The sequence below is a fragment of the Thioalkalivibrio sp. ALE19 genome (assembly GCF_000428605.1).
Lineage (GTDB): Bacteria > Pseudomonadota > Gammaproteobacteria > Ectothiorhodospirales > Ectothiorhodospiraceae > Thioalkalivibrio.
In genome coordinates, this window is record NZ_KE386771.1 from 16,738 (window position 1) to 35,367 (window position 18,630).

Consider the following 18,630-nt stretch of genomic DNA (forward strand, 5'->3'; position numbering starts at 1 on the left):
ATGCTGAATGTTACCCGATCGCCTTCTTGTTTTCGACCTTCCTTTTCGTCTAGCGTTGTCGTTTTCCAAAACAGCATGAGAGGTGAAAATGAAGTGGCATGTTCACTTTGAACAAGGTGGTGAAAATCACGGGATGTCGATCGACGCACCGAATGCCCGGGGGGCCGAGCAACGCCTGAAACAAAGCTATCCGGATGCCGTTATTGTGGATGTCGAGCCGCTGGACGGCGAACCCCACTCCTCCAGTGGTGCGAGCGGGGCTTCAGCCGGTCAGGGCAACGACCCGGTCCAGGAAGCCCTGAAGTCGCGTGATGCCGTGGGCCCGGCCCTGATGGTGATCGGGGTCATCGTAATCCTGGTCGATCTGGTTGACGGCTTCGTCAAGGCTGCACATCTCCCGGACCAGGCGGGCGACCTGGCGATCGTGGCGTCGATCCTGAGCGTCTCGCTTTATGGCGTGGTCAGTGGTCTTCTGATTCTCGGTGTTGGCGCTATGGTCACCTATCTGTTCCGCATCCAGCAGATGATGGCCCGCGACCGCGCCGAGTAACCGCGGTCGGATCGGGGCGTGCCCCAGGCTGGCGGACGCTTCTGGTCGCATTGAGCCCCGAGCTGGCGGATAATGGATCGAGACGGCGAGGGGAGGAGCATCCATGGGGACCACCTATTTTCTGATCGGCATGGTGGCCGTCGGCACGGCGCTGATCGTGGTTCTGGCGCTGTATCTCGATCGCCGGCAGAAACGAAAACGCTAACCTCGATGCACACAAAAAAGGGCCGTCACCCGTTCGGATGCTGGCCCTTTTCGGGTCGTCTTGCGACTGCCCGATGCCGAAGTTGAGCTCGCTCAAGGCAAGTATATGAGCGCCGACCACCTGGCGGGGTGGCCGGATTTTTATGTTACACCGGAATTCGCGGTTCTGCCATCAATCGTTTTCACTTGCCCCGCGACGCTTCGATTCGATTCATCACGACCTGTTTGAGCCGCTTCGGATTGGATACATGCTGCATGTGAAATTCCCCTTCGTCGCCGCCGCCGGTCGATGAAACCTCCAGATCACCGACCACCAGAATCCGATCAACGATCCCCCGCCGGATGGTCGGGATTCGGGCGTTTTCGTAGTACAGCGACCGCTCCTTGTTGGCAACCAGTCCAATGGAGGCGTGCATATACCCCGGGTGAAACGTCCAGGTGTAGTAGTAGCGGGAGTAGGTGATCGACAGCGCCATGACCGCGGCCCCGATAAAACCGATCATCATTCCGATCGTCGCCAGCCCGGTGTCCCCGAGCCCCGGCAGGTCGAACGAGGCGGCCGCGAGATCGCGCAACTGCTGATGATCCTGTTCCGCCAGCCAGGCCACACCGTTCGGGGCCATCAACCCACCGGCCGCCAGCAGCAGCAAAAAGAAGATCCGCCCGTAAAACGCCCGTATGGCCGGGCGAACCACAACACTCGCTTCATTTGTCATTTCGTTTTCCCTCCCTGGTTTCGGGCGTGCCGGTTTCTTCCGGGTACGGCTGTTCGTCATGGCCGGCGTCGCTGGATGATTCAGCGACCCGGGCCTCGCTGGCTCCAGGCGCGGTCCCGGATTCGGTTTGATCGGCGGGCTCGGGTTCGTGTTCCAGGCGGCTGCGCACCAGAACCTCGAGCGCCAGGCCGGCGACGAGGATGTACAGAATCACGAACGTCAGCGGTCCAGCCATGGGGTCTTCCGGGATCGGTTCGACCCCGGAGACCAACACGGTGATCATGTGAACCTGAATCGTCGCGACCAGGAGCAGTGGCGCGATCATCCACTTCACTAGAGATCGGATGCGATTGGACCCGATGAGCGGGCCCATCATCATCACCAGCGTCAACGGCCAGGCGGACGACAGATGCTGGGTAATCGGATGATCCTGTGGAATGCCCCAGATCCCGATGGCCGCCATCATCAGCAGGGCATAAACGGCATAAGCCTTCAGGTTCATTTCGGGCCATCCACGGCGCCGTGTTCGATCACGACGACCGGGGGTGATCCAGTCAAGCATGTTTCGCCTCCTGGCGCTGTCGTTCCACTTCCTCGACGATCTCGAGATAGTCCTGCCACCGATAATCGTTCCCCCGAGCATCGCCCTGAGCGTCCGGGTCGTCGTCGCACTGTCGGCAGATGGCGTACGCCGCCCGATCCTTCCAGTCATCGGCCAGATCGACATGGCGCCGATGGGCGCTCTCCACCAGCTCAACCATGCGCAGGTAGTCCTGCCACCGATAGCCCAGTTTCGACTCTTCATCGGAGAAATCGGGATGCTCCCCCAGGTACTGGGCCAGTTCGCGCGCGGCGTCTTCCTTCCAGCGCGGGACCTTCTCCCGATCCATCAGCACCACCGGCTGCGTGGTTTCCAGGATCATCCGGGCATGACGGACCAGATCCGATGGGTCTTCGTCCGGCTGCGCATCGTCCCGGGACGCCTCGATCCAGGCCACCAGCGACTGCAGGGTTTCCCGCCAGCCCATGGGCATCCCCCGGGCCTGGTCCGCGATATCCAGCAAGGAGTCGCACCCGGACAGGACCGCGGCTCGATCGAAGAGGTCGTCGCCGGTCTCGCGGAGCTCTTCCTGTTTTTTCCGAACCCACGCATGGATGTCCTGACGGGACACGTAGCCGGGGAGGGTGCGCGGTACCACCGGATCCACCTTGAGCGTTTCCATGTGCTCCCGGTATGCCCGATAGCCTTCCACCGCCAGGCGCAGGCGCCCGGCGGCCTCCACCGCCTGTTCATCCACTGGCGCCAGCCGGTGTGCGGGCTCCGGCACCGGGATCAGACCGGCCTCGATCGCGTCCGCCGCGGCATCGTACAGCGCCTCGGTCACCCTCTCCCGGCTTTCCCTTGGGTTGTCTGCGTCCAGCAGTGACCGGCACCGGCTCAGTAGGTCTTCCCGGTGAGGGGCAGGCTCGGACTCGGTCAGCACGGGATCGTTGTTCAGGACCTCGATGGCGTCTTCCAGCAGCCAGCGCGTTTCTTCCGGACTCGGGAGGCGGTTGTCCTCCAGCCGCGCCGCAATGCGGCGGCGCAGGGCGTGCGCACCCACCGATACATTCATGTCCAGGGCGCCCCGGGCGACGGCGTTGTACGCCTGGAAGGTTTCTTCCAGATCCGCCAGCAGCGTCATCAGCTTCTCGTTGCGGTCGCCGGCCATGGACCGACTCCACCAGGCATCCATCGGTGGCGGCTGCCCGGATTCAATCGCCTCTCGGTTCGCTTCCAGGAATTGCCGGTAGCGTTCGATGTTCTTCTCGCAGAAGACCTCCAGTTCTTCCAGGAACAGGCGTGGCGAATACAGATGCCCGGCGCCCTCGAAGTCCGCGATGACCACGGTGCCGTCCCCCAGCGGTGTGACTTCTCCGCCGGTACACTCCATGACTTCCGCCACAGTGTCGGATACCAGCGGGATTGGGGTCGAGCCGTTTTTCGGGATCGCCGGTTCGCACCCCAAACGCTCGATGTTTTTCTGACCTTCCTTCAGGGGTTCCGTTACCCGCATGGGCTTCGGGTCGTCGTTGAGCCGGATGATCGCCCCCTCGGGCAGACTCGACGCATTGACCCACCGCCATCCATCCCTTTCGAGCGTTTCGATCTTCATCGCGACTCTCCCCACCAGGGCTCCATCGGAGGCGGATTCCCATCCTCAACAGCGTCCCGGTTCGCATCGAAAAAGGCCCGGTACCGCTCGATATGCTCCTCGCAGAAGGCCTTCAGTTCCTCATGCGGCAGTCGCGGGGAATAGAGATTCCCGGTCGCTGCAAAATCCGCGAGGATCCCGGTGCCGTCTCCGAAATCCGTCATTGATCCGCAGGTGCAATCCATGGCCTCGGCAACGGCATCGGAGGCGAGGTTGACGGCAACAGGGGCATCCGAGGGGATGGCCGGCTCCGCTTTTAGTTCCAACCTTCCGTTTCCGCAATCGTTTGGCGGCGAGGTGATCCTTTTCGGGGCCGGGTTGTCACCCGCGCGAATGATATCGCCCGGTTCCAGGTTGACCATCTCCGACGGACTGACCGGATACCAACCGTCCCTGGCAAGTCTCTCAATTTTCATTGTTCCCTCCATGGGTGACCCGTTATTTCGTTTCCTTGACCCCGGCATTGTCGGACATTTTTGCACTCGATGTCTGCCCCTCAATCGCCGAATCCTTCCCGTCCTCAAAGCCAGCCATATAGGCCGTCGTGAGTTCGTTTTCTACGGCCTCCATCGAGTCGATGTACCGGCGAAGCTCCTGCAGGGCGTGATCGCCTTTTTCGGATGCGCCGGCCTCGGCTACATACTGGAGGAGGGTACGTGCCCGCTCGTGTCGGTTGTTCCAGTTTGCGTCCATTCGTTACCTCGATGGTTGCTTGCGCCGCCAGCGATGATGTTCGGTCCAGGGGCTGTTTTGCTTCGCGCGGCGGCCGGTTACGATCAACCGCAGCACGGCGAAGGCATCGCCTGTTTCGGCCGAACGCAGGTCGGCGATGTATTCGGGAAGCCCTTCGTCGGCGTAGAGCCCGCCGATCAGATAGCAATAACAGGGGAGGCGACTTGCGAGGGCCGCCCGTACCGCATCGCAGTGCGGGCAGACCCGGTCGATCCGCCAGCTCCCGTCGAGCAGGGTTCGGTATTCCAGATACTGCTCACCCGCCCGGATCGCTCGATGGCAGTCGGCGCATCGGTGCGCTTTCTGCGCCGTGCGCCAATCCTGCTGACACAGATCCGGGACTTCCGTGTCACATCCGCACGACATGCTCAGGCTCCCGGTCCTGCCCAGACGCGATACAGAGACTCCCGCCAGTTACCCGGGTGGCGATGGGTTTCCGGTGCTTCGCACCAGTTCCCCGTAGGCATCCAGGTTCCCTCCACCCGCTCCGGCATCAAGTCGGTCTGTGCGACGGTGCCATACCCGGTGGTGACCACGTATCTCGCGAAAGCGTCCAACCCCTTCGGGCTGCAGAGAGGCACCCCATCCGCAGCCGTGAGCGGCTGATACTCGATCCCCGGGCACCAGTCCACTCGCGCCACCGTATCCACCCACCCATTCGGACCGTCGATGCATTCGACCCAGGCGGCCGGTGCCAGTGTGGGCGGATTGTGGCTGTCATGCTTAATCATCGACATCTCGCTTGTCCTCTCGATAGATTGTTCGCCCCTGACGCCTCGCTTCCCGTACCACGTTCACGAGGGCATGCACGTCCCCGTATCGGCGCCAGAAATAGCTGATGCAGCTGAACACCACGAACGCGGCCAGGGCGAGGGCGCCCGCGACGATCACGGCATAACCGATCAGCAACGCCAGGATTTCGATCCATTCGGCCACCGATTACCTCCAGACCCGGTACACCCGAACCGAATCGTCCGGCGACGCGGGATGCCGATGGGTTTCCGGGGCCTCCGTGATCGTCCCCAGTACCGCTTCGGCGGACTGAATCTGAACCACGGTACCGTCCGGGTGCGTTGCGACACTCTCCGTTTCCGGCTCCAGGCCTTCGGCACTGCAGTACGGGGTGCCATCCCGGTCGGTGAGGAGCCGATACCAAACGCGCTGCGACCACGGCACTTCATCGACGCGGATGGCATCGGCCACGGCCGATGGCCCGCCCTGGATGTCCCGCCACTCCGCTTCCACCAGCGCAGCCGGTGCGAGGGCAGGGGGCTTGTCGTTCTCCTGGTACAGCCATTTACGTTTCACCGGCGCTCTCCTGGCAGCGATCGGGAACGCCCATGCTTCCCTTCAGTGCCCCGCAGTTCTGGCAGCGATAGGCGGGAAAACTCCCCGTATCGTCCACGGGCGCCATTGCCCCGCAGGGCATCCGCTCAAACGCCGGCATCGGGATGTAGCGGTCGCTGGTGGCATCGAAGACCCGTTTGTCCGGTGCTTCCTTCATGCCGCCTCCCTTTGTTCACTGGATGCGTCCAACCACGCCGCCATCTGTTCCAGCACTTCCGCGGATTCCGGATCCGCGAAGATCCCGACCGACGGGTCCTCTTGGGACAACTCGAACGCGGTGTCATGGAAAAGTGCCCCCAGGTTGGCATCGACCCATTCCCGAGGGGCGTTGGCCTGGTAGTGCTTCATCGCGGGCGTCGCCTGGATCGCTTCGTGATAGTGCATCGTGAAGTCCTCGGCCGCCCCGGCTGCGCGGGCGGCTTCGACCATTCGCTCGTCGGCCTCCAGCGGCGCCAGCACCCATCGTTCGTTTGCGAGGGCTTCCTTTCGTTCGATCGCACGGGTCAGCCGTACCTCCAGCGATTCCAGTGGATGCGCCGGCACGCCGAGTTCGGACCGGATACCCTCCAGGACTTCGGCGTACTCCATGGCGATCTCCTGGTTCATCTGCAGGGCGTCGCGCAAATTCATCAGGGCGTTGTCGGCGGCTTCATCCTTCCGGGCCCGGCTTTCCAGCTGCTTGGCCTCTTCGTGCTCATATCGGGCCTGGATGCCGGGTTCGGATACCCGACGTGCATCGGCTGTCGGTGCGATGGGGTCCATCCATCCCGCCATCGATTGCAGAGCGTGTGCGGTCTGGATATCGCCCGATACCTTCTCGTCACCCGCGAGATCCCGAAGGGCGTCCGTCACGCAGCTTTCCCCCCAGATCGCCGGCGCCGAAACCCGTTCGGGCTCCGTGCCTTCAATCGCCTTCAGCGCCGCCCGGTAGTGGTCCGCAAAGTCCGGCCCGGCGCCTTTCTTGAGGGCGCGGTCGACCATGTGCGGATCCGGCCGGACGGGGACGAACAGCCACCCATCAGGGGTGGGTTGATGGGCCACGCTGGCGGCTTCATGCAAGGCTCTGTACAGCTCATCTTCCGAACCCGAGGAGGGGAACCCCGCTGCCTGACGAGTCGCATCCAGAAGGCGAGCGAACCGATGGATATCCTCGATCGTTTTCTGATGCACATGGATCAGATGATCCAGCTGTTCCATCGCGACCGAATCGTCCTTGCATGCAGCCCTCAAAGGACCCATTTGTTCATCCGTGGGTTCTTGCGGGTACCGCCCGGCGGCGGCTTCTTCGATCATGCTCTGATATATCATTGCTCGTTCCTCTTTTTCCGTTCACTGTTGGGGTCGAAGACAGTCTTTTCCCGCGTTGCTCTCATGCTGTCTCCCGGGCGCCCTTCGAGGCATCGATCCATTCCGCCATGTGCCTCATCACTTCTGCCCACCGGGCCATTTGCTTCTGATTCTTCTTGAATTCATCGGCAACACCCCGCTCAGTCGACAGTTCTCCTCGATACCAGTCGGACGCCATATCGCGAAGAACGTCTGCAATGCCGGCATCCACCCAGAACTGAGGCGCGTTCGGCGGATACGTTTTCATTCCTGGCGCCGAACGGATTGCCGCTCGATAGTGTGTGGCAAAGTCTTTCGAGGCGCCTGCTTCCCGAGCCGCTTCGATCATCCTTTCATCCGCTTCCAACGGTACAAGCATCCAGTTTTCGTTTGCGGAGAACTCCCTTCTCCGGATGGTCTCCACCAGGGTCTCCGTCAGCGCCTCCGGGGAGCCTTGTGGCGGCACGCCAAGTTCTCTTCGAACCCGGTCGAGCGTCCTGGCATATTCATCGACCATAGACCGAGCCTCATCCGTCCTAAGCCAAAGAGCCTGCAATCCTTCGACTGCATACGCATCACTCCGGGCCCGGTTGGCCAGCTCACCGATTTCGATATCACCGTATTCGGGGATCCCATTCGTCTCGGTTTCCTGAGAGACACCGCTTTCCACCCCTTCAGCTTCCATCCAGTACGCTACTTGCTGCAAAGCCAGCGCCTTCTGTCTCTCGGAGCTCTTCAACTGGTTGTTTACGAGGACATTGAGAGCCGCGGGAAGCCCTTCCTCCTTCCAGGCTTGTGGCACAGGGTAACCCTCTGGCTTTCCTCCGGAGATGGCGCCAAGGGAGACCCGGTAGTGATCGACAAAGCCGGGCGGGGAACCCGCCTCGATGGCCTGCTCCACCATGTATTGGTCCGGTTTTTCGGGGGCAAAACACCAGCCATCGGGTGTCGGAGGCGTCGCTGTCCTGGCGGCTTCCCGCAGGCACTCAAAAAGACTGCCATTCGCCAGGCACTCATCCGAATGGTCCGTCGATGGCATCGGTACTCCCAGGGCCTTACGCACGGCATCGAGCCAACGAGCAAACCGGACCGCGTCACTTACAATGTCCCGGTATTGACGATAAAACTCTTTTAGCTGTTCTTCCGCTACCGCATCCTCCTTGCTGACAGTTTCCAGGGCATTCCACATGGTGGCCCACTGACTCTGGGGTAATCCTTTCTCGGGCTTCGGGGGATACCGTCCCTTAACGGCGTCCCGGAAAGTGTTCAGGTTCGTCATTGCGCGCTTCTCTTCTTTCGGTCGATTTGATCGAAGGCCTCTCCAACCACGATGGCCTCCACCAACTGACTCACCAGTCGATCCTTGAGGTCACTGGTGCCGAACCAGGCGCCGCTTCCGTCGGGCGATATGATTTGTGCTGCACCGTCCTCGTAACGGATCCGCCATCCCGGCGGAACCTGATCGAGAATTGATGGATCGCGGAACCCTTCCGTCTGTGCGAGTTGCGGCAACCGGCCCTTAGTGTTCGACTCACTGACGCTTTCCTCGGCAGGGTTTTGTTCACGCCGCCCGCAGGCGGCGTTCGGACAGTAAAGATTCGCCGGGTGCGCGGGTTCGCCGGCCAGGAATTCCATCGGCGTATTGCACACCGGGCACCGCTCGGACATTACCGGTTCTCCTTCGGGTTGGTCACATCGACACTCTGCTCGGTATGGATCGTGATGGGCGCTTTCGACATGACTCATGCTCCTTTCGGCTTCGGGCCGATCCGTTGAAGAGATCCCAAGGTAGCAAAAAGGAGCCGTCTGTCGATTTTCTGGATCAACCGAGATACCGACCGCCACTGGCTGGCGGTTGAGGGGAGGGAGGTGCGTCAAAAGTGCGCGCCCCGGTACGGCTTGGGTGTGATCGCCCAACCGGGTACTCGTGCGCTTCGTCGCCTCACCTTTTCCGTTTGGCTCGACGATCGTATTCGTCGAGTGCCGCTTGCGCGTTTTCCATGTCGCGATCGAACAGCTCCTTTACGCGCCCTCGGTTTGCATCACAACGGGCATCCGTTCGGACCAGGCGAAGCGATTCGTAAAGTCGATCCATCAGGGATCGCTCGGCGATCAGCACCGGGCATCGGTCGTACTGGCACTTTTTCTGGCCCAGCTGGCGGTCCATCTCCTGCACCCGGGCGTGCAGGCGGGCGTTCTCCGCGCGCAGCCACTCGATCTCGTCAGCGGCCTCGTACCGGACCTGGTTGTGCTGCTGGCGGATCATGGGCTCGTCCGACCAGAAAAGCTCGTCGGGCATTCTCAGGACGCCCATCTTGATCTCACTCATCGCTGCTCACCTGTGGCCGTGGCGCCGCGTTACGCATACCCTGGTAAGCCTCGCGCAGTTTCTGCCTCACCATGTCCTTTTGCGCGTCAGGCGCGTTTTCCCAGCCACCGACGACCGCATCCACGAATGCCGCCAGCATGTTGTCGTCCGGCTTCGGTGGCATCATCTGCCACCCACTTGGGAGCGTTCGTACTGCCTCCGCCAGCTGTTCGGGATCTTCTCCTCGTTGATGCATCATCATCGCGAAGTTCGCGATATCTTCGAGGTTGCCCGGGTTCCCCTTGTACAGATGCTCCACCAGCATTCGCGCGAGCATTTCGCCCGAGCACTGGTCCGGGTCGTCCCAGCCGCCACGGCCTTTCTCGCGGGCCTTGGCGAGCTTGCGCTTCATGGCGCGTGCGAAGCGGTCCACGGCAAGATCGTCCGTGTGACGCGTTTCCGGCTCCGGCCGGGCGTCGATGGCCTCCTTGATTTCATCCGCCACGGGCGGGGGAACCAGTGCGATCACCTGGTCTCGCCAGAACAAGTTGATGTATCCCTTACACCCGCCTGGCGCCGTCACATCGACGTATTGAAACGCCTCAGCCGATGGCTGACACCCCGGGGGCTCGTTATTCTCCAGTGCGTTCTGAAGCTGTTCGTAGGCCGCCCGTCCGGCTGCCTCGAATGACTCGTCTGCCGGCGGAATCGCTCTCTGGAGCGTGCTGAATACTTCTTCGGCCAAGGTGCGCCAGCTTTCCAGCGCCGTCTGAGTCTCCGGCACCGGATGGGATTGCCGCAGCCGTTCGTTCTCCGCGCGCAGCCGCTCGATCTCGTCCGCGGCTTCTTCCAGACCGTTCGACATAGCGCCAACAGAGTGGGCCTGGTTCAGGTCCGCGAGGTCGGTCAGACGTTTCACGATGTCCTCCATCACGCACCTCCTTCCGTCTTCGCCGCGGCAGCGAGAACTTTTTTCCCGATGTCTGCCAGTAACGGCGCGGCGATGTGGGCGCATTCGCCGGACGCAATTTGCGGCCACCCGTATCCATTGTTTATTGCCCATGCGGGAAGACCCGGTACGGGCTGCGCGTTCGGCCCCGGCGCGGAATCGATGATCATTTCTCGCAGTTCACGCCAGGCACCTTGAACCTTCGGGCTGCACTCACAGTCCCCGTGGCACTCGTCGGCGCCGCTTTCACACGAACCCTCGAGACGGCAAAGGGGCTCGGCTTGCTCGCGCGACAAGCTTTCCGGGAGAGGCACCGGTTTGCACTGCTCAATGTAGCGGCGAACTCTTTCACGCCTTTCGCGTAGCTCCTTGGCCTGGTATCCATTTCGTGTTTCGGATGCCGCCATCAGATTGTCGAACTCTTCCAGTACCTGTTTTTTTGTCATTTCATTCATCACACACTTCCCGATTTTCCAGGCGGATAAACTGCCCCGGGATCCCGCTCGCAGCGAGGGAACCCGCGTTGGCTTCTCCATACGCAATCAGCGCCGATGGTGCGCCCGCAGGTCCACGCCGGCGGATCCATCGGTGGCCCGGGGTTAGATAGTTTTAATTACTCGATAGAGTATCGGATAATAACGATTCCGGAGCCCCCATCACCACCTCCACCGCCGGAGGTTCCACCACCACCGCCGCCACCGGTTTCTGGTGTGCCATCCTGACCCATATCGCCGCCGCCGAGGCCACCGTCACTATCTTGCTTGTCGTTGGTTCCCGCTTGTCCGGCGCGGGCTCCACCGCCACCTCCGTAATACCGGGATTCGCCGGAAATAGTGGACTCAACACCGTCACCGCCGTCACCGGCCACGGGGTCCCCATTTTCATCGATCCAGCCATCTTCTCCAGGCTCACCGGCACCCCCGCCGCCTCCGTCAGAACCACCGGCATTGGCACCACCGGGGTTGCCCTGCAGACCCTCCCCGCCGGGATCTTCAGAGGTATTCCCGGAGCCGCCACCATTACCACCATCGCCGCCGGGTTCGTCGTATGCGCCGTAACCGCCTCCGATTGCAACAACGCCTCCGAGGAAGGAGTCTTCTCCGGACGAGCCAGAACCTGTGCTACCGGAGTGACCGCTACCTCCCCGCCCTACATGGATCTCTGTCTGTCCTTCCTTGAATTCCTTGGCCCCCGACAGAACGGCACCACCACCGCCGCCGCCACCATTCCAGGCACCACCACCGCCTCCGGCAACAACGAGGTATTCAGCGGTTCCGGGATCACGGACATTGAGGGTGTCGGACCCTGTCGAGTCGAAGACATGAACACGGTATTCCCCATCGACCTCATAGGTCGTTCCGCCCTCCATGAAGGGCGACTCATCAGCACCTTCCTGAATAGAACCACTTGTGCCGGGGAGGATAATGCGAAAGTCGGCATCACTGTCGGCAGCTTGTTTCCAGTATTTCAAGGGGTGGAAAGCAATCAGCCTTCATGGTCGCCCGTAACCGCCACGGACGGATCCGCCAGCCTCCACGCGCTGAGATGACCGCAACGACCGCTTCGACTGACGACCATCGGAAAACCGTCGCCACGATCCTCTCTGACGCGCACGCGCTCTCCTGAGCGGAAGAAACGACTGCGAGGCGGGTGCCTGACCACGTACCAGGCGCCGAGGGTGATTTCGGTTGGACGCATGGTTGTTCTCGACTCAGCTGCGCATGGAGAGGGCGGTGCGAGCGCGTTCTTCCGCGCGCTGAATCGCCCCGTTCGACATATTGGTGGTCTTGTGGCTCTCCAGCATATCCAGCAGCGCCTCCCGCAAATCGGCGATCTCCACCTCGGCTTCAGCCGCGATTTCGGCCGCCGCATGGCGGGCATCGCGGTGGCCGTTCTTGTACACCCCGCGACCCGGGTTTTCCTCCGGCATGTCTTCGCCGACCTGCAGATTCATAATTCGGTTGTGGTAGTCACCCATCGTTCTGGTTCTCCTGTGCTGCACTCTCCGCCGACAGGGCGACGTACGAGACATCGTCCACGTAATCGTCTTCCCGGTACTTGCCCGCACCCTTGCGCGCCTTCTTGAGAAGGGATGCGAATTCCCATCCCAGCGTTTCACTGAGCGGATCCAGGCCGGCTTCGATGCGCCGCCGGATCATGTCGCCGTACAGGGCGTTCATCGCGTTCACGCACCGACCCATACTGCGTTCACCCTCGGGATTGTCCCGGCTGGCGGCGCGATCCCGCATTTCTTCGGCCGCCATCCGCAGATAGTCCTCCGCGGAATGCCGGCTCTTTTCCAGCGGGTCGTTGGCTTCCTGCGGCCAGTCTTCGTCGGGAATCATGTTGGGGTCCTCGAACATCCGCTCCGGGGGTTCATGGCTCATTGTCTTCGATTCATTTTTGCTCATGGGGTGGCTCCTTTTTCCCTGGAACGATGATTTTTGAAATCGATTCTCAGCGTACCAAAATCGATTGCACTGTCGATTTTTTCTATCCTTTCTCGGTCACCACCCCGGGCCACGTCCTTGGGTATCGCCCGGTGTGTATGCCTTTAGCCTTGCACGGAGTTCCCGCCAGGCTCGCTGCACGGCCGGATTGGCTGTGCATGTTCCATTGCACGGGCCCGTCTTGCTGCACGAGCCTTCCAGGCGACACAGGGGTTCCGCGATCTCGCGGGGGAGAGTTTCCGGCAGATTTTCAAGCTCACTCACGACGAATGCCCTCGTTCCAGCGCAACGGCCTTGAGCGTTTCGATATTCCGGGCCTCGCGGTAGTACCCTAGAATTCCGAGCGTCTGCATCATCGTCCCCGCAGCCCGGGCAACCCGTTTCCACTCGTCGGCGTCGTCGATGTCCGCGGCCAGGCTCCACCACGGGATGAGGGCGCTGACCATGGCGGTCTCCATCTCCCCGGGGGCGGGCGTGCTCTCGATGTACTGGCACGCCTTCGCGGTATGCCACTCGACATCTTCGCCGTGCCGAATCGCGCGTACGGATTCCAGCGCGTGCGTCTTGCTGACCTGTTCCATTTTTCCTTCTCCTCCCGGCTACGGGCCGGCGCCGTCTCTCGTTGGTGACAAGTCCAAGCTACCAATACCGGATCGTCTGTCGATTTTTTGCGGGCGGCGGATCGATGCTCGTCTGGCGGGCCACCTATCCAGGCTCCGTGTTCCGTCGAAACGGGGGGGTGCGAGAAGGGATCGTCTGACTGGTGAGCGGGGCAGGGCGAGGGTGATTTTAATGCCGCGGGGCGTTTCCGGTTGCCGAAAGCTGTTCGGTGCCGGGGTCACTCTCGAGTGAGCCCCCGAGGCCTCCCGTCGGAGGTCTCGGTTAGCCACTCAGCGGATTTACGGGAGGCTGGTACCTCCCACCCGTGAGGTGTACGCCTACTGAGCCTCTTCCTTCCGCATCTCCCGGAGCATGGAAGCCACATCGATGTCTTCGGTCTCGAATGAGCGACCGGTTTCTTTCATGTAGCCGCCGAAGCAGAAATATCCGCCTTCGTGAACGGCACAATAGCTGCCCCGGGGGCGACAGAACTGCATGTCGTTTTCGGCTTCCGTTTCCCAATGCGCCGAAGGAAGAGGGAACCTAGCGGTGCTCAACCCCATCGATTCGACCGTTTTCGACACCTGACGAATCCTCTCCGCCAGATCGGCATCGATGTCGACGGTCACCTTTTCGGGCATCCCCAACTCGGAATCCCAGACCGGCATCACTTCGAGTTCGTACTGCATTATTCCTCCTTGCCCGGCTTGGTGCCGGTTACGTTTGATGGAGCTTCCATCGTAGCGGATGAAGCCTTTCTGTCGATTTCTTGCGTGGGGACCGCTCGCGGAAGTCAGGAAACCGGCTCTTTTTCATCCATCATCAGCGCCTGGCGGTGCTCCGGATGCACGAAGATGTATTCGATCGAACTATGAACGATGTAGTAACAGGGGTATCCCCGGAACCGGCTCTTGTGGAATCGAACCGCATCATCGGTATCCAGCCGCAATCCCGGCGGGCACTGGTCGTAGCCGAGCAGTTCCGTGGCCTCTCTCCAGTCGCAGCGGCGACGGAACGTGCTGGCGGCCACCTCCACCGACGCATCCACCATCGCTTCGATAGCTTCCGCATCGTCGTCGACGCAGCTGGTGAAGTACACGAATCGGGTCTGTGCCATGTTTCCTCCTCGCCGGCTGCGGGCCGGCGTCCGCTGGTTGAGTCGGTTCCAGGTTATCGAAAAAGGGGCTTGTGTCGATTTTTCGGGGCGGGCCGCCGGGACTGGAACCGGTCGATGGTCTCTATGCCAGCCCCAGTGGCACGGTTATGGCTGGCGGTCTGGATGTCCTGGTGAAACTCGGTCATGGTTTCCTCAAACACCCAATCGTTTTCTCTGCTGGACCACACAGCCGATCACGTAGCCACCATCAAGTTCACGGTTGTTCTCGAACTCGGGGTAGATCCGGAAATAGGGGTAGTCGGGGTTCTCTGGATGCATCTCCAGTATTACGCTTCCATCCTTACCCCGTCCGCGATCACGCATTCGCCCCAGAAGGTGATCGGCCGAGACATCAATGCGTGCCAGGATGATGGAGCCGGGCTCAGGGGTGCGGCTTGGGTCGATCACCAGCACATCACCACGTTCAAACACCGGCTCCATCCGACGGTCCTCGACGGTCCATGCAAACGCCTGCCTCCCCAGGTTCTTTTCCAGTTCCGGTCCAACCCATTCCCACCGATCCGAGGCTGTTGCCTGTTCAATCGCCGATAAATGGCCGCCACTCGTCTGGATTCGGTTGCTGTCCAGGACGGGAACGAATCGGCCTTCCTGGTGAGCGCCTTGACTGAACGAGGGAGTTCCATCCGGATTGAACATGCCGCCTTCGCCGCGTTCGAGCCAGTCCGTGGAGATCCCCAGCGCGCGCGCAATGGAATGCGTGTGTCTTGAACCTTTTCCATTGCTGGCGAGTTTATGGACCGATTGCTGGGAGATCCCGACCTTCTGCGCCAGCTCGATCTGTGTCACCCCGGCTTGTTCCATCGCATGGCGCAACCTTTGCGCGTAGGTTTTCATATTCCCCCCCTTCGATGCCCGAAACAACGCCCGATCCACCGCCCGGCATGCGTCCGCCAGCGGGCGTTCGGGCGTGTCCGGGTTCATCGAGGCGTGGTTGTCCTTCAACCGCTTCAGGTCGAACTGCTCCGTGGCTCGCTCACCCCATGGTTAAAACCCGGGGTCTGCGCTCGCCGATGGATCAGCAGGAGATGCGGGAGGCTCACGGCTGCTCCCCCAGCATGTGCCGGGCGATTGCCCGCAGGACCCAACCCCGATCCTCGGGAGCGACTTCGCCCTGCGCGATCTGTAGCCAGCCGTAGTCGGCGGCGATCACCGATTGCGGGAGATCAGGAATTGCGCTCACCGGCTTGGGGCCTTCTTCAGTCGCCTCGATGGTCAGTGCCTCGCAGACGGCGGCCGTCATGGCGTCGATGCTTTCGCTCATCAGGTTGGGATTCTGGTTGCGAATCGCCGCCCGCACGGAATCGTTCGGCGGCCATGCGGTACCGCCGGGGGCGGCGAGGGTGTTCGTGTTGCCGTTCCGGCCGCGCCGGTAGTCCGCCAGCTTTTTCGCGAGCTCTCCGGCGTCGAGTTTCAGCCGATTCTCCAGCGCCTGGATTGCGCGCGAGGCATCGGATCGCGAAAAACGCTCTCTCGGATGGGCCTGCTCGCGCAGGTTGTCCGCGGCGTACGTATAAGGGTAACGGGTGTCGCTCATGTTCTTCCCTTCTGGTTCTGGTGGTTTCGTCGGAACCGTATGCCTATCGCCGTGGATCGGAGACGACTTCTTGAAGCCCCTTGATCTTTTCTCCCAACCGGCTTTCCCGGTCCCGAATTTCGGCCAGGTCCTCGCAGGCCGCCATCGCCGCGTCCCGCGGAGCACCGCGGCGCTCCAGTTCGTCGACAAGGCAGTCCGGGCAGGGCACGCCGGCCCGCATCTTCCGGCCCCGCTGGCAGGGGCAATCGTCGTCCCAGGGCGCGGGGGCCTGTTCGTAATGCTTGCGCAACTCTCCGATCAGAGCCGAGAAGCTGGCTTTTCGCATGCTGTTCTGCATGATGTGGCCTCAGATTCGGATTTACGGCTGGCAGTGGCCCCTCGAAGGGGGCCAAGCCCCCACGAGGTCGCCATCATCGCGTGCCCTGTCACGGCTCCTCGATTTTCGCCACCCACCATTCGTCGTCGAGATTATCGGCGTAGTCGTTGGCTTCTTCGCCGTTGCCAAAGGGACCGATGTGAACAAGCCCGTCCACCGGGTTTCCGGTGATAACGATGAACGTGCCGTCCATCGGATCATCGAGTTCATCCATGGCCTCCCGGCACTGCTCGATCTGCGCCTTCAGACTCCGAGCGTCGTTGGCGTCCTCCGGCAGTTCGGGTTCATCGATCCGGCCGGCTTCGATGGCTTCGTCGACCATCTCCAGCAGGGTTTCCAGTTCTTCGGTATAACGGCTTTTCTTCATGGCTGTGCTCCTTCCCGGCTTCGGGCCGGTTTCCGTTGATCGAGATTCCACCTTAGCAAACCAATGTCCGTTGTCGATTTCTCGGTCGGCCGATCGGTGCGCCGGATGCCCGGAATGGATGCTCGCTTGAACAGGGCTTAATGCTGACCCGACAGCAGGAACAGATCCGACAGGTCCGCCGTCTCGTTGTCTTTGGACGCGCCCGACTCCGGGCGGATTACCGCATCCCGTCCGTCCACGTCCTCGACTACATACATTCCTCGCTTCTCCGGGACCACGCTATCCCACAACACCCGGTCTCCTGTTTCGACCCCACCAAAACATTGCATCTGGATCATCCATGCCAGCTCTTCCCTGTTCAGGTGCTGAAGTTCGTGCGGGATGGTCTGCCCATAGAACACATGCGTATCCTCACCCTTCTCCGCCAGCAGCATGGCTTCCGCTTCATCAACGCTCTCCGCATAATAGATCGCGTTTGCCGTTTTCATTCCTTCTTCCTGATACATAAGGAAGATGAGGTAAAGGTGGGTGCTTTCTTCGGTTTTTGCGTTCATCATTCTTTCCCCTTCGCCTTCTTCCTCTCTTTAACCCTGGCTCATGATGTTCTCCTGAGACCGATTGAATCGGCTATTACTCGATCACCTCGGCTTCGATGTCGATGAAGTTGTTGGCCCACTCCTGAGCGGCCGCGTCGATCAGTTCTTCCCGCTCTTGTTCGGTTTCGCACTCGTCCCACTCGTCCTGGTCGAGTTCGATGATTTCCTCACGGGTGGCGCCGGGGAACCCGATGCTCAGCTTTGTCCGGATTTTCGGCATGTCTGACCTCCTTTAGGGTACAGTCTGGATTAGTCGGCATCCTGCAACGATTTCACTTCCGGCCATCCTTCATCTTCTTCGAAATCCTCCGTCATCCCACGAATTACGATCTCGTGAGCAGCAGTGGAGTAGGGGGTGCCGTTTTCAACCATCTCACGACCCCGGCGCATACCCTCTTCGGTGACATCGCCAAAACCGTGCGTCGAAACGTATTCCTCGAACATGAGCGGGTCGAACTCTTCGGTTTCGCAGATGCTTTCGAAATGCTTTTCTTCGGTCATCATCGTTCCTCTTTGCGTGGCCGCAACCGATATCCGGCTGCGTTTTCTGGATTCGAAATCAATGTATCAGGGGGTGGCTTTGCGTCAATTTCTATTCGGCGGTCTCTCGGTCATTTACATTGGACAAGCGGCTGATATACGTGCGCTCATCCGCTCCCGCAAGCATCTGGACACCACCGAGATCCAGCCCTGGCTCAACCTGTTCAGCGGGGATGAGACGGAGGATGAGGACGCCATCATCCCCGATCCTGCGGAGGGGGAGGGCGCCCCGGAGGTCATCACCCCGTCGGATGCCCCGGTTCCCGAAGAACCGGCTCCATCGGCCGAGGCGGATGCTTCACCCTCTCCGGCACCGGCTCGCGCGCGTCCCCGTCGAGGGCTGACCGAGGCCGATGTCCACCGGGCCGCGGACGCCCTGACATCCAGCGGGGAACGGCTAACCCTGCGGGGGATTCGTGAGTGGATCGGCAAAGGCTCGTACACCACGATTCAGCGTCTCCTTGGAACGTGGCTGGAGCAGCATCCCGAACATCACTTCCGGTCGGTGGACGCCGAGCGTATCCAGGCACTCGAAGCGGAAGTTGCGCGCCTGAACCGGGCGCTGGAGGAAGCGGAGAAACGGGCGATCCTGGCTGAAGCGCGCGCGGAATTGGTGGAGGAACTGCGGGATCGTCTGGAGTCGACTTCAGAGTGATCGAAAGC

30 protein-coding genes are annotated in these 18,630 nt (G+C 61.2%); 2 read left to right on the plus strand and 28 right to left on the minus strand.

The genetic code is table 11. The features are described from left to right. Positions 1 to 88 precede the first annotated feature (88 nt). Entirely contained in the window at positions 89 to 550 is a 462-nt protein-coding gene (locus F787_RS0114895; protein WP_155989653.1) for a hypothetical protein, read from the plus strand. Between the two features lie 386 nt (positions 551 to 936). Here the strand turns inward: F787_RS0114895 and F787_RS0114905 are convergent, their stop codons facing one another. From F787_RS0114905 to F787_RS16015, 28 genes are all read right to left on the minus strand, one after another. Then, a complete protein-coding gene (locus F787_RS0114905) occupies positions 937 to 1,470 on the minus strand; it encodes a PH domain-containing protein (RefSeq protein WP_028492706.1) in 534 nt (177 codons plus the stop codon). Further along, positions 1,460 to 2,032, minus strand: a complete 573-nt coding sequence (locus F787_RS0114910) for a hypothetical protein (RefSeq protein WP_155989654.1) — start codon at positions 2,030 to 2,032, stop codon at positions 1,460 to 1,462. Before F787_RS0114910 ends, F787_RS0114905 begins: the two co-directional genes overlap by 11 nt. Beyond that, positions 2,025 to 3,626, minus strand: coding sequence for a hypothetical protein (locus tag F787_RS16235; RefSeq protein WP_051246234.1), 1,602 nt, complete (start codon positions 3,624 to 3,626; stop codon positions 2,025 to 2,027). Before F787_RS16235 ends, F787_RS0114910 begins: the two co-directional genes overlap by 8 nt. After that, positions 3,623 to 4,081 (minus strand): hypothetical protein, encoded by a 459-nt coding sequence (locus F787_RS15980; protein WP_042806097.1) that lies wholly within the window; start codon positions 4,079 to 4,081, stop codon positions 3,623 to 3,625. The genes F787_RS16235 and F787_RS15980 overlap by 4 nt, the downstream gene beginning before the upstream one ends. Positions 4,082 to 4,103: 22 nt before the next feature. Beyond that, entirely contained in the window at positions 4,104 to 4,358 is a 255-nt protein-coding gene (locus tag F787_RS15985; RefSeq protein WP_051246235.1) for a hypothetical protein, read from the minus strand. 3 nt (positions 4,359 to 4,361) lie between these two features. Further along, a complete protein-coding gene (locus F787_RS0114930) occupies positions 4,362 to 4,763 on the minus strand; it encodes a hypothetical protein (RefSeq protein ID WP_042806099.1) in 402 nt (133 codons plus the stop codon). 357 nt (positions 4,764 to 5,120) lie between these two features. Continuing rightward, positions 5,121 to 5,333, minus strand: a complete 213-nt coding sequence (locus F787_RS0114935; protein ID WP_028492709.1) for a hypothetical protein — start codon at positions 5,331 to 5,333, stop codon at positions 5,121 to 5,123. Positions 5,334 to 5,336: 3 nt separating this feature from the next. Next, positions 5,337 to 5,705 (minus strand): hypothetical protein, encoded by a 369-nt coding sequence (locus tag F787_RS0114940; protein WP_028492710.1) that lies wholly within the window; start codon positions 5,703 to 5,705, stop codon positions 5,337 to 5,339. Further along, positions 5,695 to 5,901, minus strand: a complete 207-nt coding sequence (locus tag F787_RS0114945) for a hypothetical protein (RefSeq protein ID WP_028492711.1) — start codon at positions 5,899 to 5,901, stop codon at positions 5,695 to 5,697. Before F787_RS0114945 ends, F787_RS0114940 begins: the two co-directional genes overlap by 11 nt. After that, positions 5,898 to 7,052, minus strand: a complete 1,155-nt coding sequence (locus tag F787_RS0114950) for a hypothetical protein (RefSeq protein WP_155989655.1) — start codon at positions 7,050 to 7,052, stop codon at positions 5,898 to 5,900. Before F787_RS0114950 ends, F787_RS0114945 begins: the two co-directional genes overlap by 4 nt. A gap of 61 nt (positions 7,053 to 7,113) precedes the next feature. Beyond that, on the minus strand, positions 7,114 to 8,349 hold the full coding sequence (locus F787_RS0114955) for a hypothetical protein (protein ID WP_155989656.1): 1,236 nt from the start codon (positions 8,347 to 8,349) through the stop codon (positions 7,114 to 7,116). After that, positions 8,346 to 8,738 (minus strand): hypothetical protein, encoded by a 393-nt coding sequence (locus F787_RS0114960; protein ID WP_028492714.1) that lies wholly within the window; start codon positions 8,736 to 8,738, stop codon positions 8,346 to 8,348. The genes F787_RS0114955 and F787_RS0114960 overlap by 4 nt, the downstream gene beginning before the upstream one ends. 274 nt (positions 8,739 to 9,012) lie before the next feature. Then, complete coding sequence (locus tag F787_RS0114965) at positions 9,013 to 9,399, minus strand: hypothetical protein (RefSeq protein WP_028492715.1); 387 nt, start codon at positions 9,397 to 9,399, stop codon at positions 9,013 to 9,015. Continuing rightward, on the minus strand, positions 9,392 to 10,309 hold the full coding sequence (locus F787_RS17280) for a hypothetical protein (RefSeq protein ID WP_051246237.1): 918 nt from the start codon (positions 10,307 to 10,309) through the stop codon (positions 9,392 to 9,394). Before F787_RS17280 ends, F787_RS0114965 begins: the two co-directional genes overlap by 8 nt. After that, entirely contained in the window at positions 10,309 to 10,782 is a 474-nt protein-coding gene (locus F787_RS16955) for a hypothetical protein (protein ID WP_155989657.1), read from the minus strand. Before F787_RS16955 ends, F787_RS17280 begins: the two co-directional genes overlap by 1 nt. Before the next feature lie 158 nt (positions 10,783 to 10,940). Then, the gene (locus F787_RS16960; RefSeq protein WP_155989658.1) at positions 10,941 to 11,798 is read right to left on the minus strand and encodes a glycine-rich domain-containing protein; all 858 of its coding nucleotides are present in this window, start codon (positions 11,796 to 11,798) and stop codon (positions 10,941 to 10,943) included. Between the two features lie 240 nt (positions 11,799 to 12,038). Continuing rightward, positions 12,039 to 12,305 carry a hypothetical protein gene (locus F787_RS0114980; protein ID WP_155989659.1) on the minus strand — a complete coding sequence of 89 codons (267 nt, stop codon included), beginning with the start codon at positions 12,303 to 12,305 and terminating at the stop codon, positions 12,039 to 12,041. Further along, a complete protein-coding gene (locus tag F787_RS16005) occupies positions 12,298 to 12,738 on the minus strand; it encodes a hypothetical protein (RefSeq protein ID WP_155989660.1) in 441 nt (146 codons plus the stop codon). The genes F787_RS0114980 and F787_RS16005 overlap by 8 nt, the downstream gene beginning before the upstream one ends. A 299-nt stretch (positions 12,739 to 13,037) precedes the next feature. Continuing rightward, positions 13,038 to 13,358 (minus strand): hypothetical protein, encoded by a 321-nt coding sequence (locus F787_RS0114990; RefSeq protein WP_028492717.1) that lies wholly within the window; start codon positions 13,356 to 13,358, stop codon positions 13,038 to 13,040. 357 nt (positions 13,359 to 13,715) lie between these two features. After that, positions 13,716 to 14,066, minus strand: coding sequence for a hypothetical protein (locus tag F787_RS0114995; RefSeq protein WP_028492718.1), 351 nt, complete (start codon positions 14,064 to 14,066; stop codon positions 13,716 to 13,718). Between the two features lie 104 nt (positions 14,067 to 14,170). Further along, positions 14,171 to 14,494 (minus strand): hypothetical protein, encoded by a 324-nt coding sequence (locus F787_RS16965; RefSeq protein WP_028492719.1) that lies wholly within the window; start codon positions 14,492 to 14,494, stop codon positions 14,171 to 14,173. Between the two features lie 192 nt (positions 14,495 to 14,686). Beyond that, on the minus strand, positions 14,687 to 15,475 hold the full coding sequence (locus F787_RS16010) for a LexA family transcriptional regulator (RefSeq protein ID WP_155989661.1): 789 nt from the start codon (positions 15,473 to 15,475) through the stop codon (positions 14,687 to 14,689). 115 nt (positions 15,476 to 15,590) lie between these two features. Beyond that, positions 15,591 to 16,088: a hypothetical protein gene (locus F787_RS0115010; RefSeq protein ID WP_028492720.1), complete on the minus strand. Its 498-nt coding sequence runs from the start codon at positions 16,086 to 16,088 to the stop codon at positions 15,591 to 15,593. 43 nt (positions 16,089 to 16,131) lie between these two features. Further along, positions 16,132 to 16,425 carry a hypothetical protein gene (locus F787_RS0115015; protein ID WP_231373473.1) on the minus strand — a complete coding sequence of 98 codons (294 nt, stop codon included), beginning with the start codon at positions 16,423 to 16,425 and terminating at the stop codon, positions 16,132 to 16,134. A gap of 88 nt (positions 16,426 to 16,513) precedes the next feature. Further along, positions 16,514 to 16,831 carry a hypothetical protein gene (locus F787_RS0115020; protein ID WP_028492722.1) on the minus strand — a complete coding sequence of 106 codons (318 nt, stop codon included), beginning with the start codon at positions 16,829 to 16,831 and terminating at the stop codon, positions 16,514 to 16,516. A 137-nt stretch (positions 16,832 to 16,968) separates the two neighbouring features. Further along, positions 16,969 to 17,385 (minus strand): hypothetical protein, encoded by a 417-nt coding sequence (locus tag F787_RS0115025; RefSeq protein ID WP_155989662.1) that lies wholly within the window; start codon positions 17,383 to 17,385, stop codon positions 16,969 to 16,971. Between the two features lie 76 nt (positions 17,386 to 17,461). Next, entirely contained in the window at positions 17,462 to 17,647 is a 186-nt protein-coding gene (locus F787_RS0115030) for a hypothetical protein (RefSeq protein WP_028492724.1), read from the minus strand. A gap of 29 nt (positions 17,648 to 17,676) precedes the next feature. Beyond that, positions 17,677 to 17,928, minus strand: coding sequence for a hypothetical protein (locus F787_RS16015; protein WP_196801946.1), 252 nt, complete (start codon positions 17,926 to 17,928; stop codon positions 17,677 to 17,679). A gap of 79 nt (positions 17,929 to 18,007) precedes the next feature. Between F787_RS16015 and F787_RS0115040 the strand changes: the two genes are divergently transcribed. After that, a complete protein-coding gene (locus tag F787_RS0115040; RefSeq protein WP_196801947.1) occupies positions 18,008 to 18,622 on the plus strand; it encodes a DNA-binding protein in 615 nt (204 codons plus the stop codon). Positions 18,623 to 18,630: the final 8 nt, after the last annotated feature.